Origin of the sequence: Hydrogenophaga crassostreae, from assembly GCF_001761385.1 — a bacterium.
Taxonomy (GTDB): Bacteria; Pseudomonadota; Gammaproteobacteria; order Burkholderiales; family Burkholderiaceae_C; genus Hydrogenophaga; species Hydrogenophaga crassostreae.
Window position 1 is genome coordinate 2,503,589 of sequence record NZ_CP017476.1, and the last position, 18,570, is coordinate 2,522,158.

Genomic DNA, 18,570 nt, shown 5'->3' on the forward strand with positions numbered 1-18,570 from the left:
TCAGCGGCTGGCGTTGTCCAACTCGGTCATGAACACTTCCGGTGGGGTGGCACCCACCAGTCGCTTGCCGTTGGCCAAAATCACAGTTGGCGTATTTTGAATACTATAGCGTTCACCCGTCTTGAGAATTTCAACCAGGCCGGTGGTGTCGCAATCCTGCCTAGCGCCCATTGGGCGCTGTCCGGCCATGATGGCGCGCCATGCAACGCCACGGTCGGGCGAGCACCATGCGATGCGTGCCAATGGGATGGATTCAGGGCCGATCACTGGGAACATGAACTTGTAGACCGTCACGTCGTCAAGTTGGTCCACAAACTTGGTGAAGACCTTGCAAATGGGGCAGTTGGGATCTTCAAACACTGCGAGCTTGCGAGCGCCCGAGCCACGAACCTCTTTGATTGCATGGGTCAGGGGAAGGTCGTCAAATTTGATCCGTTGTACCTTCTCTAGGTGGCTGGCTGTAAGGTCAACCTGGTTTTGCATGTCGATCAGCGCAGCGCCTGCAAATCCGTACCGTCCGGTGCCATCGATGTAGAACACCTCCGTCGGTGTCTCGACGGCATAGACGCCATTGATTGGCGTAGAGCTGATCGAGCGCACCACGATCTTGCCTTTGGTGTTTCTTTCGATGCCAGCGCGAATTTGCGCGTCTTTACCTGCAGGTACAGGCGCACTGGCCTGCGTAGGGGTAGAAAATGCGACAAACAAGGCAAGCAAAGTACCGCGCCAGGAGAACAGCTGTTGTGTGTTGAACATGATTGTGATGGTGGGTCGTTGATGTGAATGGAGTGCGTCAGAAGTCGAAAGCCCGAACGCCGCGTGCTGCGCGGCATCGCTCAACGGTCTCTCGCACCAGGTGCGACACCGCAATGGGGTCAGGCACCGCATTTATGAGCAGGGTGGGGGAGGTGGTGTCAGTGCTTTGAACGATGACGCGCCCGCGTCCGAATACGGTCTGGGCCAAGGTGCCACTGACGGACAAATCTTTGACCCGATACAGCTCCACCGATTCGACGTTCTTCACGAAGATGCCGGTCTCTTCAACCAAACGCTGATCAGTCAGGATGTATCGGTGATTGGCGGTCTTCAGGTAGCGGTAAAAGGCGTAGAACACGGGAAAGACCAACCAACAAGTCAGGATAGCCAGCAAGTAGACATGCCCGTTGGCAACCTGACCTTCGGAGGCGCTCCAATGCTCCTGCCGTTCCCTGGTCTCGCCCAGCGGCTCATCGCTGTCGTGGCGGCTCGGGTGAGCCATGTTGTCTTGCATTAATGCCGCGTGCGTTTCAGGTGGAGGTGTGTTCATGGCGGTGCGTGTCGTATCAGATCAATCGCCAAGGCCGGAACCGCAACCTGCAGGGCAACAGCCGAGCTCAATTCCGTGGAAGCAAAGTCCGTTGTCCGCATTCCACTGCTGAGTCGCTGCACGCACTTGGGCCGATGCGTACTCCCATTCCCGTGCAATTTGCAGCGCAAACCCACGGTGCTCTTTCGGAAAGTACGAGACCTGAGCATCGATTTCGCTGCTGAACGTCGTGCTGTAGAGGTCGTGAGAGCACGCGCTGAGTTTGACTGCCATGTTCGCAGAGGCGATACACAAGACGCGCCAGGCAGCTTCATTAAATCGCATTATTTCGGAAGTGTTCACGCTTCGTTCCGTGGCTAGAAGTAACACGAATCTATCGGAATTGAAACCTATGAGCACCTCGAAACCTGCCTGAGAAGTGGCAGGTTTCGGCTTGACAGGTGCGATAAGCCGTGGCAAAGAAAAAGCCAACCGCGTTAACGGTTGGCTTTTCGGGTTAGCGGGCCTGTGTCCTGGGCTCAAGCGTCGGGCATCGCAAGTACTGGCCAGCTCAGTTCTGTCGAGGCGACAGGATGTTGAACGGGCTGGCGGCGAACCTTTGCATGGGTCCAAGTCGCTCCCTTGAGGGCGGAGGTGGCCAGCAAATACACGGCACTTGAGATCGTCTGTGCAATGAGCCTGCAGGTCTTGCCAGCGGCTTTTGCCGTGGCGGCTTTCTTTTCAGAACGCGCGATACACCGTTGTGCCCGTAGGTAGACAGCCGGATGGCTGGCCTGCAGGTGAGGGTGCTGGGTAAACAAATCAACGATGAGCTGCGCAGTAGCGGGCTCTTCGATGTGGGTCAGCACGGGCTTCCAATGCTCTTGCTCGATCTGGAAACGGACGGAGAAGGCAGTAGAAGCGGGCTGGCGAGGGGACAGCGGAGGGACGTTGAAGGCAGACTTGTCGGACATGGTTTTCTCCAGAAAGAAAGATCAGGAGAAAACACACGCCCACCTCCAGCCGCAAGGCCAGATCGGGAAGCATTTTCTTCCCGACCGGGTTTACAAAGGACTGAAACTCTGAGCCTGACCTTGGGGGTCAAACCGTGCACCTTTCAAGAGTTGAGGCGCTGCGTGGTGCCCGAGGGCTGATCACAAAGTGATGGTATCAACTTCCTCGGTCAAATTGGTGATGCCAAAGACCGACTCGCACAGCTCACAACGCAGACGCAGACCTGGTTTCCCCCACACGTTCTGCCCGCAGCTGCAGGCGTATTTCAGGCGGTTGGATCTGTTCGCGGTGGTGGCCGTAGCCACGACGGGTCGAACCACCAAACTTGCGGCGACGGCGATGCCTTGCGCCGGCGTCGATCCACCGCCGACTGCAGCACTCAAATGCATGCCCTCGCTTTCCTGGCCAGCGGCCACCACCTCAGGTGCGGGATAGCGGTCGTACCAGCTCAGCCGAAAATCTCGTGTGATCAATTCGGCACAGGCCATCAGGAATGAGCCGCCCTCGATGGCGTAGTCGGCCATCCGGTCGCCAGTCCGCTGGCCACCGGGTTTGCCGGTAGAGGAGGGCATCAAGCCGATGGCCTCCATCTTGTCGGCCCACTGGCCGTTGTGGTAGCGGCCGCGACCAGGATCACCATAGTGCGCTTGCCACAGGTGGGCCATCTCGTGCACCAGGGTCTGCATCGTCTCCACCAGGGGCACTACCGCGAAGTAGGCCGGGTTCAGAGCGATCTCGTCAGTTGTCTGGCCGTCCAGATCCGCAAAGCGCTGGGAAGAGAAATACCCACAGGTGCGCTTTTCTCTCTGCAACGTGATCAGGCAAGTGGGTAACGTGCCTCCATACAACGCTTGGTTGAAGTGGTCATAGGCCGCTTGCAGCTCGGCGTAGTTTTGAGCGGTTGGAGTGATTTTTCTGCCCATAATGAATTGTATTGCACATTACAATTTGCATATTGATATCAATATGCATAAAATGATCTCATTGAAATCAATCCTTTAGAGGAGCCAGCATGGCAAACGTCACTGTCCGAAACCTGCCAGACGCAGTGCATAGGGCCTTGCGCGTGCGCGCGGCTACGCACGGCCGAAGCACAGAGGCTGAAATCCGAAACATCTTGGAGGAGGCCGCCAGGCCAACGCAGAGAATCAGGCTTGGATCATTGTTGGTGTCCATCGCCCGCGAGGCTGGCGGCATAACCGAAGCTGAAGCGGCGCATTTTGACCAGCTCCGCGACAAGAACGCTGCTGAACCAATGAGGATCGAATGATCCTGCTCGACACCAACGTAATCTCCGAGCTATGGAAGGTCGAGCCGAACCCGCAGGTGTTCGCCTGGATTGATGCTCAGACCGTAGAAACGCTCTACCTATCGGCCGTCACGGTTGCGGAGCTGCGATTTGGCTTGGCAACAATGCCGGGAAGCAAGCGGCGTAGGATTTTTCAAGACAGATTGGAGGAGGTGGTGCTGCCTACCTTTGCGGAGCGCGTACTGCCCTTCGACCTGGCCACTTCACATGCCTATGCAGGCTTGATGGCCAAGGCGAGATCCGAAGGCAAGGCCATAAGCAGGGAAGACGGCTACATCGCGGCGACGGCCATTGCCGGTGGCCTCATCGTCGCAACAAGAGACACCAGCCCGTTTGCGGCTGCAGGGTGCAAAGTCATCAACCCATGGGAGCCGATTGGCTGATTTTGAATGAAAACACACATCCGGAAGACCATTGGCTTCATGGCTGGGAAGCTTGTGGTGCCACAAGACTTCGACTCGATGGGTCGTGCGCGGGTAGAAGCTGATTTTGAAGCGCGTCCGCAATACCGGCTCAAGGACCTTCTCGATCAGTGTGATTTCACGCAACCTGCGAGCAAGGTTGACGACGCCTGGCATGGTGGTTTCCCTGTTGACCAGGAAGAGATTTGAAGTGCGACCTCAACCGAGGCAGAAAAGAGTAAAGTAATCAAAAATGAGGCTTGAGCCTCGAAGGGAAGGAATAGCTATGGACGTTCTGAAATTTGCATTCAAGCTGCTCAAACACGGCGGCATCTTTGTTCTGAGGGTGGTAGGGATATTTGTGCCTGTTTTTGGTTCAGCTCTTGCGAATACGCGCGTTCACGAGCCATCTGAAAGCAATGAATGGCATGGAATCCCAAATCTTGACGCTATTGAGCATCCACTGTGGGACGAAACTTATGGACCAAACCGTAGACCTTGGTAGTTCGTGATTTTCCAAGGTCACCTGCGCCTTCCGGTCGAAGCATTTGACGACTTTGTTGCCACGTCATCAGGCCCTTTTAGCGCACTTGTGATTCCATGACCCATAGAGATCCCAATCCAACCCATCATTCCGGTCCATAGCAGCGGCAAGCCAATAAACATGGTCATCATGAGCATGGCCATCAGCGTGAGCTTGTAGTCGTTACCCGCTGAACGAATGAAGTCGGTGAGCTTGAACGAACCGCCCGGGTACATGGCGTTGACCAGGTGGGCATCCATCCAGACCGTGAAACTCCACAGAATGGCCCAGAACTTCACCGTAAAAATGCCCACGGCGCCATAGAGCATGACTTTCAGGTTGTAGCCAGAGAGAAACGTGATCAAAGGCAAGAACATGTATATGCCCATCAGGATGATGGCCTGCATCATCAACAGGCCATTGAGCAGCGGATTGATCGTGACGTAAGAGAACAGTTGGGTCAGGAACACGCCGATGGTGGACATGGCACCTCCCACGATTTGGGGTAGAGACGCGTCAAACCCCATGGCGCGAGTGGTATCCACAAATGCTGGATTGGCCAGGTGCTCAGCGACTTGTGCCACTTCATCTTTGGCCCGGTCAGTAGTGGAAAACAGCATGGTGGCCCGCGTATATAAAGCCTGCCAGTTGGAAGACTGAGCGATCATGGCCTCGCGCACACCAGCACTGTCTTCCCACCATTCCTTGCAAGTTGGACGGCCCCAGTCGGGGTTCATGTAGCCCTCGTATGGCGGAGGCACGCCGGCGGATGGGTTGTAGTAATCGCCGTCGCGCGCAAAGTTCACAGGGAAACCTGGTACCGGATTGGCGGCGCGCATATCTGCGTAGAACCCTGGCTCGGTGCGAAACAATTGGCTTCCCATCCAACCCGTATCGGTCGGACCGTAGGTAGTGTTGGTGGTGGCAATGATGGCCTGGCCAGAAGCGGAAATGTCGCTCCTTTGGGTGTTGATGTACTTGCTTTGGGCGGGTTTGAAGCATTCGCTGTAGAAGCGCTGCACAGAGTGCAGCAGGGCAGGATCTTCAATGGTGGCGATCCTGGCCAGTTCCTCGATTGCGCGGATCTCACTTTCACTGTTGTTGATACCAGCGCGCAATGCGGTGTTCGCACCGGAAGAGATGGACATGACTGTGAACCACCAGGCAGGCACATTGGAAAGCGACCCACCGGCACCACTCATGCTGCCATCGATGGCATCCACCATGGCCGTATCAAAGGTGGACCCAGTTCCCGAGTCACGGGTCGCCAAGACCGGTGTCGGGTCTGCGACGGTGGCCCTCGGCTGGTACGACAGGTTGATCGAATGCAGCGACGTGACAGGCAAAGTCGCAAAGCACACCGAAAACACGAACAACGCCGTGATGAGCTGGGTGCCGATGCGGTCGATCACACCAAGGACGCCAACGTTTTCTGCGCCTTGCTCCTTGGCTTCGCGCCAGGCATTGAACACGATCAACATGAAGGGGATCACCACCAACCCGGTGCCGGTGATGATTTCGCCAAAAATGTTGGCGAAGGCCCAGCCATACATCGTGGTAAAAATTTCCAGGTAGCTGTCGAGCTGCATAAGTTGTGCTCCAGGAGTGCTATCTATTGGTATTGCAGGGGGGTGTCAGTAGGTCAATCAGCCCATGCCCAGCAGCTGGAATAGCGTCTGTGGACCAATAGGAATCAGCAGCAGGTAGCCGCACAAGAACGCCATCGCCTTGGATCGAAAGGCCATCGCACGGTCCACCTCGTGGCTTTGAACCATGTTGCGCCGCTGGCCCCAGCGCACCAGGGCACGCCAGCGCATTCCAATCATGGCGACGATCAGCACCTGCACAAGAACTCCGTACAAGCGAAGTTTGGCAACCGCCGCCTCCACTTTGAAGATGTCCAGCCCGCTAGAGGCCAGAGCGATCACACCCAGAACCATTGCGACCACAGTAGCCACTGTGGCAAGAACCGCTACCAGAAAACGGCGCCAGCGGTGGGCTCCAGGCAAGGCCACGGATGGTCTCAAGGGCGTTGTCATGGTGTGACGCGCCCGTTCACGACAGGCGCAGTCTCTGCACGCGCTGGTTTGCCCACGCGCGCGGCTTGACTATCCCGTTGGGTAGCATCCTCCAGGATGGTGAGCGCCGAGTTCGACGTCACTTCTTTGCGCACGCGGTGTTCGAACAACAGGTCTTCGATGTACTGGGTCAGGCGATCTACCTTCACCTGCATATCCTTGGAGACATTACCTGCGGCCGTCACCTCAGGCAGGCTCAAGCCCGTTTGCAACACGTTGCGAGCCACCAAGGCCTTGTCGATCACACGTTGCATGGCCAGCTCATGTGCGAGGCGACCTGTGGCCAGTGCTTGGGTGTCGGGTGGCATCGAGCGCATTGCTTGCAGCAGTTGGGGGGTGATGGCCAGCCCAGGTGCTGCGATTTCATTCAACACCGCAGCATTGTTGCTGCCTGTGCCCGCAATCAGCCCCAAAAGAGCAGGGCCGATGATGTCCAGCTCCGCATCCAGGCGTGGCCCCAGACCAGAAGCCGTGGACGTGGAGGTGGCGGCAGGGCAGTTAGCAATGCCCTCGCACATGTAGATCTGCTGATCTCCCAGGACCTTGGTGGTCCACTCTGCAAGCGCGTCTGGGGTAGCAAACGCTTTGCTCAAGCGCGTGCCCGTCGGGCCACCGACGCCTGTCCCAGATGTTGTGGGCCGGTTCAACGTTACGTTGTAGCCTGCCACCGACAAGTCACGCACCGGGCGCAACGGTTGGGTGCCGACGCCACCGGCCTTTGCCCCGCCGAAGATCCAGGACACCCCATTGCGCTGGGCTTCTTCGTTTTGGTTGATGTCGGTCTTGGCTTGCACCACATCGCCTCGAAGCGAGGCTTTCGCACGCCAGGTTTCTCCCTTGGCATTGTTGACCCAGTCCTCGTATGGATTGCCACCGGCCTTGATCTGCTTCTCCATCTCTTCGCAGGTCAATAGGGACGCTTCAATAATGGCATCGGCCTTGGCCGAATAGGTCTGAAAGAGCTGATACAGGCCTGGCTGTGCCCTCTGGAAGATGTACATGGGCAGCGATGCCACACCGGCGCGGATCGCGTTGGAGAAGGTCTGCCCAAGATTGCTCACGTTGTTCATCAACGTGCTCCAGGACAGGCCAATGTCAAACTTGCCGCAGGAATAGTTCAACCGCAGGTCGGCTGCAAGTCCGATCTGAATCGGTATCGTGGACTTGTAGTTGGCCAGCCCACCAGGTGAGCTGCCGCCCAATTGGTAATACAGCGCCGAGCTGCGTGTCTGGGCCTGAACCGGTTGCACAGTGGTCAGCAGACTGACCAAGGCCAGCGTGACGGCGACCGCCGACTTTGAAAAAGCGATATTGAAGGACGGTTGAGCAGATTGCGACATGTGGGTCTCCACGTTCAGGGAACGGCAAAAAGGTAAATCTCGGTCTTGCGTTTGCAGCACTCGTAGCGGGTCCAGAGGTTCCAGACATGGCCGTTGGTCGCGGTGGTGCGTCCGTCGCCATAAGACGTGAGGCTGACGCTGTCGTTGTCTCCGAAGGTGGTACACCCTGACGCGGTGGGGTAAACCATGGAGAACTTGGGATCAGCGACCTGAGCGAACCAGATATAGGAATTTGGGCTCTTGCCTTTGAGACGGGTGTAGATGTGTGGCTGCGCGGGGTTCAAGATGATGGTGGAGACGCGCTTGGCGAACACCGCAGAAGCCTTGACAGGGTGCTGCTGCACCAGTTCGCCGCTTCGTGGATAAATGCTCCCCCAAGTAGTCAGGCCTCCCGACTTCGATACCTCTTTGTAGCCCGGCAACCAGGAGCCCACATAGAGCAGTTCCAGCGGAATGATGCTGCGCCAGAAGTAGCTGTCGGCGTCACTTTGGAAGTACACGCCGAACGCATCTGCAGAGCTTGGGCACAGAAACTCGTTGCTGCCTCCACCTCCGCTTGAACCAGCTGCGCTGGTTGCACCTTCGAGCATGGTCCGAAACTGCTCGATTTGCCCCTGAAAATTGGACTGGTTGCCCGTGCTGCTGGCCGTTGGACCCATTGAGCCAATGTCAGGCATCATGCCGCCGACCAGATTGCCCGCTCCGCTGACCGTACTCATCAAGCTGCTGGGGTTGCGCATCCACCCGGCTACAGCGTCGGGCACATTGCTGATCAATGAGGCAGGCGCTTGGGCCCACTCGGCCATGATCTGAGGCAACGTTGAGGGAAAGCTCATCAATTCGGACACACCAGGTACCACCAGGTTGGTGCTGACGTTGTTGGCAAGCACGACCGGGTTGCCAATGGCATCGGCGCTCTTATTGGTCGTTGGCTCTGCGGTGGATTGATTGGCTTCCCCGGTATTGCCTGAGGCGTCCAAGGGTTGGCTGATCTCGGCAGTACCCACTTTTTCTCCGATTTTCGAGACAGCGCCACCCACATCCCTCCATGGATGGATGTATTGATCGTTGAAACTGCTGACCACCACATCGGGCATATAGTGGCTGACTCGAATGCTGGTTTCAACCGTGCATCCGTACATGGTGCATCGCAGAAAGAAGCAGACACCCGTGACTCGGTAGGACAGGCAACTGGGTGCAGCGGACAACGTCGCCGACACCACGCCCATCGTGTCGGTTTGCGCAGACGCAAGACCACCACTCCAAGTCATGGCAATAGCGGCGAGCCATCTCATCCAACGACCATTGCGTGTCCTCATTTGCGAGACTCCCGGTGTTTTTGGACCATGGCAATGGCCTGATCGACATTGGTAACGCCATAGATCACCGATGCGCCGTCCACCACGATGGCGGGGATGTGGTCGAGCTTGTAATGGCGCGCCATGGCAATGCCGTTGGCTCCGTTGAGGACCGCTGGTGTGATCTGGCGCTTGATCTCTGCCTGGTGTGCAGCGAAGTAAGCACGTGCGGCCGCCTCGGTCTTGGGGATATTCCGATTGATGGCGGCTTCAACAGTCTTCAGCGCATCGAGTCGGTAGATCACCAACTGATACGCATTGGCCTGGACTGGGGTGATGACCATGGTGGAGTTGGCAAACACCTCCACCTTGGTGACCCCCTTGTAGAGATCCTGGTGCACGTCTCCTGCACACACATTCGAAAACCCTGCCAAGAGGGATAGAAGCAATGCCAGGCGCCCAAGGCTGGCCAAAAAGGCAAATGGGATGGCTCGCATATCAGTTGCGCTCCTGTTGGCGGTAGGCTTTGATGGCCTTGTCTACGTCCGATTCGCCGTTCAGCACCCAACTGCCATTGATCACAATGACGGGGACGAACCCGCGCGATTGGTAACGCCGAAAGGCCTGCATGCCCACCAAGGACTCAGCAGCCACGTCGACCCACTGGAGGTTGAACTCCGGGTGGGTTTCGATGTATTGCTTTTGCCAATCTCTCTTCTCGGGAAAGAACAGACCCTTCGGAGTTAATCGGTCAAGTGCCTCTGTGGATTTCCGAAAGCCATCCAGGCGGTACACCTTGAGTTCAAACGGAGGCGTTTTCGGAGACCGGATGGGCACATCCATGTGGGTGAAAACCTCCACCTTTTGAATAACCTGATAACGATCCGTGCTTTGAGCGAAAACGCTTGCGAATGACGTACAGGCGACCAGCACCAACGTAGAGAGTCTGATCAAGCAGGCGCGGCGGTTGGGTGCCTTGGATGCGGCATTCATGTGATGCTCCTCTCGGGCAGAGCAAGCTTGACGATCGCCCGCTGGGTCGCACTGACGTAGTCCCAGCGTTGGGCCTGCACGATGGCCTTGAACCGCATCGCGTCGGGCAAGGTGGCAAGCTCCAGATCCACTTGCTCACTGAACAGCACGGTGTATCTGTCGTGCGAGTTCTCGCACTTTCTGGCCGCTTCCGCTGCGATCTGAACGCAGCGTTCACTCCAGCGAACCTCTGAAAAACTCACCAGTTCATTGCTCACTTGCGGCCTCCTTCTTTTTGTCGGCTTTCTTGGAGCGACTGGCGTTGAGTTCGTGGGCCACCATCTGTGCGGCCTCCATCTCAGTGCAACCGTGTTGGTCCATCAAACGGCGACGGTGGGCTTTTTCGTGCCCTTCGGTCATGGCCAATGCAATTGGCAGGGCAGGGGGCACGTTGCGAAACAGCATCTGATCGGTGGCCGAGATCAAGACGCCCTCGGTGTACTGACCGGGCGATTTGTGGGCCGACTCCATCATGGCGCGCTGCTCAGGTGTGAGGCTTCGGAAGCGGGCGACTTCCTCGATCTCCGAGCGGTCCATGGTCAACAGCATCCAGTATTCGCACATGGAAAGCACGCGACTCATCGAGTCTGGAAAGTCCTTCAAGTTCTGGGTGGCCAACCAGAACCAGATGTTGAGTTTTCGCCACATCTTGGTGCCCTTGGCGATCTTGGGGCCGAGCAGCTCGTTGGTGGTGATCAAGTGACCCTCATCGGTCAGCATGATCAGTGGCCGGTCTTCCGCTTGGAAGCGTTCACCACGGGATTGAACGGAGTCGATCAGGCTGGTGTAGGCCACAGCCAAGGCATCGCCATAACCGTCCTGGGTCAAGGTGCCCATTTCGACAAGGGTCACGTCTGCGTCAGGCCAGTCAACGCCTTCGCGGTTGAACAGCTTGCCGCGAAGACCTTGGCAGAAGGTCATCATCGACTGGCCCATCTCTTCCGCACGCGCCTGGCGTGTAAGCGAGAGCGTGCCTTCGCTGTGCATGCCCATCAGTTCGATGGCCACGTCGTGGGTCAGAGGGTGCTTGCGTCCTTCGGACATGGACTTGTTCGCCGCTCGGATGATGGCGTTGGTGACCAAATAGCGGTCCGCACGCGACATGCGCTTTACTTCCTGATCCTCGCCACCGGTGATCATCATGACGGCGGCAATCAGCATTTCACCGAGCAAATCGCGTTTGTCGGTGGCTTCGTCGTCGTCATAAATGTCCGCACCACCGGCGGATGGGCCCTTGTCGTCAAGGGTGCTCGATGGAGAATCCCCACCGAGCAATGCATCCAGACTGCTGTCTTCGGGCAAGCCCGCATTGAGACGGGCCTGCCGATCAGCGGCCCTGTATGAGGACATCACGTCTTCGTCTTGCAGCAAGCGGTGGGCATGAAAGAAGGGCGGCAAAGACACATCGGCCTCAGCGGTCAGGGTCACGCTGTAGGTGCTCAGACCCATGGTCTTGAAGTAGTCCAACAACAAGGCAAAAGAGCGGCCGGCATCCGCGATCACCAGGCGCGGTTTGTGCACCGCCATCGTAAGCAAAGCGGTGTAGTTCAAGGTCGCACTTTTGCCCGCGCCCGTCGGACCTAACACCAGCATGTGGGCATTTTTCTTGCGGTCGTCCTTGTTGAGTGGGTCCAGCCACATCGGCTCACCACCCCGGTTCCAGAACCACATGCCAGGGTTGGGTGTGCCGCGTGAGCGGCCATAGGTGGGCAAGAGGGCTGCGATCTGCGAGGCGAAGGTTAGGCGGCTGCGCCGCAGGTGTTTGGCGTCAAACACCGGATCAAAGTTGAAGGGCAGGCCGCGCATGAACGAATCCAGCGGCACCAGATCCTGACGGGGGTCAATGAAGCGCAAGCCCGAGGGGACCAACAAGGCATTGACCTGGGAAATCGACGCATTCAACGCTTCACGATTCGGCGCTGTGACGTACAGCGTCATCAACATCGGGTACAGCTTGTCGTTTTGCTGCATGCGAGACAACACCATCTTGGCCTCGCTGAACGCTTCCTCTGCAGAAGGCGTGCGTGCCCGAGAAGCATCGCGAATTTTCATAACGTGGTTCTCCAGCTTGTGCTGAGACTCCACCGTCACAGTGATGGACAACATGCAGCCTGCAGGCAAGCGGTCAAAGCGTGCAAAAGACTCTTTACCGCTGGTGCGTTCAGCGGAAAAGTGTCCAACGCTGGGTTGGTTTCTCAGACTTTGCAAGGTCAAGGCCTTGACCGGCACGCCATCGAACTCGAACAGACCTGCCTCCACGTCGGAGACGGGAGGCGTCACATTGAGCATGTCCGACATGTCCCAGCCAAAGATGGGGGCGCAGTCGCGGCCATCGGCGTCTTGCAAAGGCGATGCATCGCCCGGATAGGGCATTTGGGCCAGCAAGTCCCCAGAGTGCTTGCTGGCCCATGGCACAGCGCGGTTGAAGAAGGGCAGCATCCACTCGTAGAACTCAACGGAGGTGCAACGCTTGGCCGTCACACCGGCTTCCGTGAAGGTGGCCATCAGCGTGATGGCCACGGCCTCGATCTGGTCGCGCGCCGGCGCTGAGTTGTCGTCCAGGCCAGCAAACCGCTTGTAGATGGCACAGCGCACGCGCCGCTGTTGCCCGCGCCACTCCTGCCCACTGACAAGCGTGTCCACAAACAAGCCTTCTGGGCGCGACACCAGCGCCAGGTGCTCTTCAAACTGCTTGAGAACCGCCTGGGTGTAGGGAGAATTCAGAATGGCATCACGCCGCTCAGGGTAGCGCTCGTGTTGCTTGGCGATGTAGTCTTTCAGGTAGCCGTTGAGGCTGCTGATGTCACGGTCGTCGGAGAGGTAGAACTGGACAATCCAGGGCGATCCTTCAGACTCAGGAATGGCTTGCAGGGCTTCTTGTACTTTGCTGGCGCGCTCGGTTAAGTAGGCCGCGGACTGAGCCTCGGTGGGCACAGGCCCCAGCTCAAACAGCGCGCCAAGCGTGCTGCCATCCTTGAGCACAAACACCTTGTCCTCTGGCGAGTAGGCCACGTAGGGCAGCATGTCGGTGAAGGAGGGTGGGCGCTGCGCCATGCGCTGGCGCTCACCTTTGGTCTGACCACCCGACTTGCCCGTTCCGGTCTGTCCACCAGTACCCTCTGAGGCCAGGCCCAGTTTTTCACCCAAAAGGCCCAAGCCCAATTTGTTCATCCACATGGTTGTGTTCCCTTGTTTTCTGTCGTTTCGGTGGTGATCAGTGCGAGCGTCAACGCACTGGCGAGGTCCCAGTGGGCGGGCTCATGTAGCGCTCGCGCGCCTCACCGTCTTCTTGCTCGACCTCACCGGGCAGGGCGTACTGGGTCTGCTCGTACATCGGAAACACCGTGACGTACCCCGGCACCGGGTACTTGCCCCTTGAGAGGTGGGGGTACACCACCATCACCATGTCCGGGTTGGACACACGGGCAAAGCGCTGTTTCATGGGGGTTAGAGGTGACCAGTACGGGCTTTGCTGCGCGTCAAGCTGACCTACAGGCCGGGCCTGGCCACTGGTGTTGAACCGCTCTTTGGCGCGGTTGTTGTTGGTCTGGGCACCGTCGGTGCCACGGAAGACCTCGGACACGGTGGGACTGCCCGCCGTGACCTCGTTGAGTGGTGACTCACGGGGGCCACTCACCGAGCAGGCCGACAGGGCCAACACGCATAGGGCAAGCAAGGCGCTGCACGTCACAGTCACCTTTGACCGGTTCTGCGACAAAGAACGGGCGGATTGAGCGTTATTCCAGGCCATAGAGGGCTCCACGGGTTGAGGTTTGAGAGGCTTGGTTGCGGTGGGTCAATCGGCGTGCGTTGGCCATCTTGTCGATGCGCAGCTCCTGGTCCAGGTGCACCACCAGCTCGTGGCCCGAAGGGGTGACCACAGCATCAAAACTGTTCTTCAGGCGGCTGAGCAACCAGTCGGTGAATTCATCGCTGGCGCCAGAGACGGCTTGACCCAACACGTACTTGTTGGTGTCGGTGATCTGGGTGGTGGTAGAGCCCGTGGAACTGCTTTGAGTGACCAGCTTGGCGGCATCGGCAAACGCAGACGCTGCCACGCCCAAGGTCTTGGCACCGACGATGTCGGTCAAGTAGGCCGGCGCGTTGGTGACAAAGCGCCCGGAGATGCAAGGGTTGCCATGTGGGTCAGAAATGAACCCAAGGTCACCCGAGATGCCGGAACTGCCTCCAGAGCCTGCACGAGCCCGGGATGAAACGGTGCGGATCGTGCCGTCGTTGAAAACAAACGTGGCCGAACGGATCTTGCCCTCAGAACAGGACAGGGCCATGTCGCCGATGGCTACGCCCGTGACGATCATCCCAGCCAGATCGTCGGGCAGCTCCCAGCCGTTGGCCGCGAGGTTCTCGCGCCCGACCACCGCCTTGAATTGCATCGGGTCAGTGACCCGACCGTCGATGGGCACCCGTCCGATGATGCTGGTCATGGCCTTGACGCCCACCAGCGTGGCGTTCTCCGGGATGGTGAAATACGGCTCGTCCTCCGGCTCGGTGCTCTTCAAGGCTGCGGACTTGCCCGCACCAGGCAGTGCGCTGCCTTCGACAGAGGTGGCCGAAGCCGAGGTGCGGACATAGCGTGTCTGCACCGGTCCTTGGCGGTTGCGCGTGTCCTCAAAGGCGGCGAATCCGAGTGGGATCTTCTTGTCGTATGCCACGGCACCAGGCAGACCTTCGCTACTCTCGACCGCCATGTCACCCACAATCGGCGCGGCATTGATCACACGCCCGACTTGCGAGCCGGGCAGGTTCTTAGGCGTAGGGCCAGAGATCGACGGCAAACCGTTGAGCAGGGTATCTGCAGCGCGGCCTGCGGCATCAAGAGCATCGCCACCCATATCGGTGCTGCTGTTGGAAGCGCCTGGCTGGGTGCCGTTGTGGCCTTTTTCCAGCTCCAGGTTGCGCGCCAAGATTTCTTGCACCTGCACACGCAAGGCCTCATTGCTGGCCACCACCGACTTGAGAGTCTCGCTGGCGTTGTCGCCATCGGCCCCTTTTGCCACGGGAAGCGGTTCAGGTTTGGGGACTTGCGTGATGGGGTCGCCTGGCTTGACCGAGCCATCCGAGGTGAACTGCTGAAAAAGAATCGTGCCCACGATCACCAGGGTGATCACCCCCAGGATAGGAAGCAAAGTGTTTTGTTTGACCGCCATGTTGTGTGCTCCTTGCTCTTGCTTACAGGCAGGCGTCGAACGCCCGGTCGCAGATCAGGTACAGCGCGCTGGTATCCGCTTCGCTGCCCGCCGCGCCAAGACGCCCGTGCTGCGCTGTAACGGCCAGCCATTTGCCGCGCAGGCTGTCCAGCGAAATTTCAAGCGGTTGCTTGGATTTGTTGGTGATGCGCACTGCCGTGACATACAGGCCGGCCGAACGCCACTGACCCATGGGTACGGTTTCCACCAGCGCGCCGCGCACCAGGCCCACAACCGGCTGGTTGCTCACCTGGACCTGGCTCACGCCCGGCTGGCCCACGGCGAGGCGGCGTGGCGCATACAACATGCGCGAGGCAAATCGTGTCAGGTCCACCATGTCTGCCGCTGGCGTCTCAGGGGTGGAGGACGAGGCGGTCTGCGCTGCGTCCTGTGTGTCCCGTGCCGTTTCAATGAAGACCTCCAGCTCCTGACTCGCGGCTGAAGTCTGCGTATTGGCCACCAAATCCAGCGGAATCTGCTGTCCTCCGTCAATCAGCTCGGCGACGATGCGGATCGGCGCAAACGGCACCAATGCTGTGACGTAGATCGTGCGATCGATCGCTTCCACCCGGGCCACGGCCTCGATGTCGCTGGGCACGTGCAACACCGCCGGTGAGGGCAAGGTGATCAGGCGCTCGCGCTTCACGGGAAGGCCCACTCGAACGGGCAATCGAGCAAAAACGGCGCGCTCTACGCCGTCGCGGTAAACGGGAAGGGCAGCATTTTTGACCTTCTTGCGCGTGGCCATAGGCACTGTTGCTGATTGCTCGGCCTCCATAGCAGCTTTGCGGGCTACCCCGACGACTGGAGCCGCAACAGGCAGGCCAGCGTTGGAATCGTGCATGTTTTGCCCGAGATCCACGGCGCCCACCATGGGCGCGGCTTTAACGATAGGCGTTGTGCTGGTAGCCGTTGTGGACGGGACATCCAGCAACTCAGGTGCGTCACCCACTGCACCCAGGTCTTGCACCTGGGCGAAGGCGGCACCAGAAAACATGCACACGGTCAATGTGCTGGCCAGGCCCAATGCAGGCCAGGCGGAACGGAGGTTGCGAATGTGTTTCATGTGGGAACTCCCTGTCACTGTTTCGGGGCGGCTGAAGCGGGCTGACCAGGCGCGCCGGCGGCGTTGGTGGGCTGTTGGACCAGAGCCGAAGCTGGTTGGTCGCTCAATCCGGGCAAGAGGGCTGGTGCCACACCAGCGGCAGTGGCTCCACTGACGGCGCTGTCCTTGACATCGATGCGCGCGGGCTTGTTGCTGCCAAAGCAGTCCACAGCCAGTCGGAAGGGGTTGCGTTCACGGTCCACGTCGAAACGGACCACTCGAATGGGGTAGCGGACATAGGTGTCCTTGACGGCCTGGCCTCTAAAGGTCTCCATGACCTGCATATCGAGCAAGACGTTCCATGCAGCTGGACCTTCGCCAAGCACTCGGTTGTCCTGAAAGCCCAAGCCTGGGATTTCGGTGATCTGTCGCGTGCGCATGCGCAACTCGCCGCTGCGTCCACGTGCTTCCAAGTCGCCCTTCAGTTGCGCTTGGCAGCGAGGCGTCAGGTAAGACTGGAAGTTGTAAATCTGGGCTCCGTAATCAACGCCACCATCGGACTGCCAACGGTTGATCTGCTGCCACACGTAGTAGGCGAAGCTGTACACATTGGGATTGGGCACTGGCGCGGAGCCGTTGTTGACCATCACCTGATCGCCCGCGCGAAGATCAGGGTTGATGTGCAGGTCGATCTGATGGGGTTTGGCCCACAGGAGTGCCATACCCACCGCTGACACGATGGTCAAGCCCAAAAACAGCCGACGGGTGTTGGCGTGGCTTGCCCGCTCGTGGGCGAGGGCGTCCAGGGATTGTTGGGTGCTCATGATGTCTTGGATTGAGAAGGAGGTTGTGACTTGGCGGATGGCTCATGGACCTCAAACGGATGAGATAGATTGAGGTCCAAGGAGCGGCCAAGATCCCAATGCCCGTGGAGGGAGAGGTAGTGGCTGGTGACAAGCCCACGCTTGGCCAGCCAAAAGTGAATGGCTTGGGTGTAGTAGCCGTCTGGTCGATTGCGCTTGATCTTTTGCAGCCGGCCAGAGGCATACCAAAGGGTGAACAATGGACCGGCGATGCCGAGCACCAGGATGAACTGCCAAAAGCCGGTGACCAGTAGCACGATGCCGCCAATCACGAGGAAAACCGGAACCGCTACCAAAGAAATGACTTTGGCCTCGGTGACCGTCATGCCGCGAATGATCGCGGGCTCCACGTTCACCCGGTCTGTCACTGGCGCGCGAAAACGCGACACTTCTTCTTGCTGAGCGTTTCGAGAGGCTGATTCGGCGTTCATGCTGGCGCTCGATCTGGTCGATCAGGTCTGACCGATTACTTGGAACGCATACGTGATCATCAGGATCGCAAAGCCGACGATGACGATGGCCATGATCATGTATTCCTTCAGGTCACCAATGTCTGCGCGGCCCTTGGTGTATTCACCCCACTTGGTCACAGCGCCACCCACCACCTTCATGAACATGAAGCCGAGAATGATCAAGCCGAAGATCACCAGCCCGGCCTTGAACCAGGCACTCATGGAGCCCAACCAGTCACCAGCAACGACGGCATTGCCGTTCATATCGGTGCCGGGTGTGGGCATCGTGGGCAGTGCGGCAAAAGCGGGGCTGCACATGAGTGCAACTGCTGGGACAAGTGCCCAGTAGCTGATCTTGCTGCGCGCGGCACGCAACGTGTTGAGGAATGGGCTGGGTTTCATTGACTTCTCTCCTGGTTGAAATAAACGTATGCGAGTTGTGGGACAGCAAACACAAAGGCGGTGACTCACGTCACCAGAAAACGACCGTGGCCAACAAGCAGAAAATCACGGTTGCTTTTACGAAGCTGCCCACCACATCGGAGGCGGTGGCCCGATTGGCTTGATAGGCAGCGAAAACTTGCGTGATGACCCAGGCAAATACGAACAGGATCACGCCCATGGCGATGAGCTGAATCGTGACTTTCAGTGCGCTGGGATTCACGCCCGAGCCCACTTCAAAAGCGGCGGCCATGGTGGAATTCATCGCGTGCTCTCCTGTGT

General features: G+C 58.4%; 24 protein-coding genes. 4 read left to right on the forward strand and 20 right to left on the reverse strand.

Annotated elements, in window-relative coordinates:
* The 5 genes from LPB072_RS11555 to LPB072_RS11575 all read right to left on the reverse strand — a co-directional run bounded on the left by LPB072_RS11555 (position 1) and on the right by LPB072_RS11575 (position 3,222).
* Positions 1-756: a DsbC family protein gene (locus LPB072_RS11555; protein WP_066089748.1), complete on the reverse strand. Its 756-nt coding sequence runs from the start codon at positions 754-756 to the stop codon at positions 1-3.
* Positions 757-793: 37 nt separating this feature from the next.
* The gene (locus LPB072_RS11560) at positions 794-1,306 is read right to left on the reverse strand and encodes a PH domain-containing protein (RefSeq protein ID WP_082876888.1); all 513 of its coding nucleotides are present in this window, start codon (positions 1,304-1,306) and stop codon (positions 794-796) included.
* A 21-nt stretch (positions 1,307-1,327) separates the two neighbouring features.
* Complete coding sequence (locus tag LPB072_RS11565) at positions 1,328-1,648, reverse strand: hypothetical protein (protein WP_407927752.1); 321 nt, start codon at positions 1,646-1,648, stop codon at positions 1,328-1,330.
* Between the two features lie 176 nt (positions 1,649-1,824).
* Entirely contained in the window at positions 1,825-2,259 is a 435-nt protein-coding gene (locus LPB072_RS11570) for a hypothetical protein (protein ID WP_066089754.1), read from the reverse strand.
* Between the two features lie 180 nt (positions 2,260-2,439).
* The gene (locus LPB072_RS11575) at positions 2,440-3,222 is read right to left on the reverse strand and encodes a SprT-like domain-containing protein (RefSeq protein ID WP_066089759.1); all 783 of its coding nucleotides are present in this window, start codon (positions 3,220-3,222) and stop codon (positions 2,440-2,442) included.
* 89 nt (positions 3,223-3,311) lie between these two features.
* Between LPB072_RS11575 and LPB072_RS11580 the strand changes: the two genes are divergently transcribed.
* The 4 genes from LPB072_RS11580 (at position 3,312) to LPB072_RS23445 (ending at position 4,514) form a co-directional block, all read left to right on the forward strand.
* A complete protein-coding gene (locus LPB072_RS11580; protein ID WP_066089762.1) occupies positions 3,312-3,569 on the forward strand; it encodes a FitA-like ribbon-helix-helix domain-containing protein in 258 nt (85 codons plus the stop codon).
* Entirely contained in the window at positions 3,566-3,991 is a 426-nt protein-coding gene (locus LPB072_RS11585) for a type II toxin-antitoxin system VapC family toxin (protein ID WP_066089765.1), read from the forward strand. The genes LPB072_RS11580 and LPB072_RS11585 overlap by 4 nt, the downstream gene beginning before the upstream one ends.
* Positions 3,992-3,997: 6 nt before the next feature.
* Positions 3,998-4,219 carry a hypothetical protein gene (locus LPB072_RS11590; protein ID WP_066089768.1) on the forward strand — a complete coding sequence of 74 codons (222 nt, stop codon included), beginning with the start codon at positions 3,998-4,000 and terminating at the stop codon, positions 4,217-4,219.
* Between the two features lie 76 nt (positions 4,220-4,295).
* The gene (locus tag LPB072_RS23445) at positions 4,296-4,514 is read left to right on the forward strand and encodes a hypothetical protein (RefSeq protein WP_157559295.1); all 219 of its coding nucleotides are present in this window, start codon (positions 4,296-4,298) and stop codon (positions 4,512-4,514) included.
* 17 nt (positions 4,515-4,531) lie between these two features.
* Here LPB072_RS23445 and LPB072_RS11595 read toward each other — a convergent pair whose 3' ends face one another.
* From LPB072_RS11595 to LPB072_RS11665, 15 genes are all read right to left on the reverse strand, one after another.
* Positions 4,532-6,121, reverse strand: coding sequence for a conjugal transfer protein TraG N-terminal domain-containing protein (locus LPB072_RS11595; protein WP_066089770.1), 1,590 nt, complete (start codon positions 6,119-6,121; stop codon positions 4,532-4,534).
* Positions 6,122-6,178: 57 nt separating this feature from the next.
* Complete coding sequence (locus LPB072_RS11600) at positions 6,179-6,571, reverse strand: hypothetical protein (protein WP_157559296.1); 393 nt, start codon at positions 6,569-6,571, stop codon at positions 6,179-6,181.
* Entirely contained in the window at positions 6,568-7,950 is a 1,383-nt protein-coding gene (locus tag LPB072_RS11605; RefSeq protein ID WP_082876889.1) for an integrating conjugative element protein, read from the reverse strand. The genes LPB072_RS11600 and LPB072_RS11605 overlap by 4 nt, the downstream gene beginning before the upstream one ends.
* Before the next feature lie 14 nt (positions 7,951-7,964).
* The gene (locus tag LPB072_RS11610; protein WP_197508817.1) at positions 7,965-9,245 is read right to left on the reverse strand and encodes a TraU family protein; all 1,281 of its coding nucleotides are present in this window, start codon (positions 9,243-9,245) and stop codon (positions 7,965-7,967) included.
* Positions 9,246-9,265: 20 nt separating this feature from the next.
* Entirely contained in the window at positions 9,266-9,745 is a 480-nt protein-coding gene (locus LPB072_RS11615) for a DUF1525 domain-containing protein (protein ID WP_066089778.1), read from the reverse strand.
* A 1-nt stretch (position 9,746) separates the two neighbouring features.
* Positions 9,747-10,241: a DUF1525 domain-containing protein gene (locus LPB072_RS11620; RefSeq protein WP_066089781.1), complete on the reverse strand. Its 495-nt coding sequence runs from the start codon at positions 10,239-10,241 to the stop codon at positions 9,747-9,749.
* A complete protein-coding gene (locus LPB072_RS11625; protein WP_066089785.1) occupies positions 10,238-10,498 on the reverse strand; it encodes a hypothetical protein in 261 nt (86 codons plus the stop codon). Before LPB072_RS11625 ends, LPB072_RS11620 begins: the two co-directional genes overlap by 4 nt.
* The gene (locus tag LPB072_RS11630; RefSeq protein WP_407927753.1) at positions 10,488-13,457 is read right to left on the reverse strand and encodes a conjugative transfer ATPase; all 2,970 of its coding nucleotides are present in this window, start codon (positions 13,455-13,457) and stop codon (positions 10,488-10,490) included. The genes LPB072_RS11625 and LPB072_RS11630 overlap by 11 nt, the downstream gene beginning before the upstream one ends.
* A 49-nt stretch (positions 13,458-13,506) precedes the next feature.
* Positions 13,507-14,031, reverse strand: a complete 525-nt coding sequence (locus LPB072_RS11635; RefSeq protein WP_082876891.1) for a TIGR03751 family conjugal transfer lipoprotein — start codon at positions 14,029-14,031, stop codon at positions 13,507-13,509.
* Positions 14,018-15,448, reverse strand: coding sequence for a TIGR03752 family integrating conjugative element protein (locus tag LPB072_RS11640; protein ID WP_066089791.1), 1,431 nt, complete (start codon positions 15,446-15,448; stop codon positions 14,018-14,020). The genes LPB072_RS11635 and LPB072_RS11640 overlap by 14 nt, the downstream gene beginning before the upstream one ends.
* A gap of 22 nt (positions 15,449-15,470) precedes the next feature.
* Positions 15,471-16,553 carry a TIGR03749 family integrating conjugative element protein gene (locus tag LPB072_RS11645; protein ID WP_066089794.1) on the reverse strand — a complete coding sequence of 361 codons (1,083 nt, stop codon included), beginning with the start codon at positions 16,551-16,553 and terminating at the stop codon, positions 15,471-15,473.
* Between the two features lie 14 nt (positions 16,554-16,567).
* On the reverse strand, positions 16,568-17,356 hold the full coding sequence (locus LPB072_RS11650; RefSeq protein ID WP_066089797.1) for a PFL_4703 family integrating conjugative element protein: 789 nt from the start codon (positions 17,354-17,356) through the stop codon (positions 16,568-16,570).
* The gene (locus LPB072_RS11655; protein WP_096349061.1) at positions 17,353-17,826 is read right to left on the reverse strand and encodes a TIGR03750 family conjugal transfer protein; all 474 of its coding nucleotides are present in this window, start codon (positions 17,824-17,826) and stop codon (positions 17,353-17,355) included. Before LPB072_RS11655 ends, LPB072_RS11650 begins: the two co-directional genes overlap by 4 nt.
* Before the next feature lie 21 nt (positions 17,827-17,847).
* Positions 17,848-18,249 carry a DUF2976 domain-containing protein gene (locus LPB072_RS11660; protein ID WP_082876892.1) on the reverse strand — a complete coding sequence of 134 codons (402 nt, stop codon included), beginning with the start codon at positions 18,247-18,249 and terminating at the stop codon, positions 17,848-17,850.
* Positions 18,250-18,319: 70 nt separating this feature from the next.
* Positions 18,320-18,553, reverse strand: coding sequence for a DUF3262 family protein (locus LPB072_RS11665; protein WP_157694140.1), 234 nt, complete (start codon positions 18,551-18,553; stop codon positions 18,320-18,322).
* Positions 18,554-18,570 lie beyond the last annotated feature (17 nt).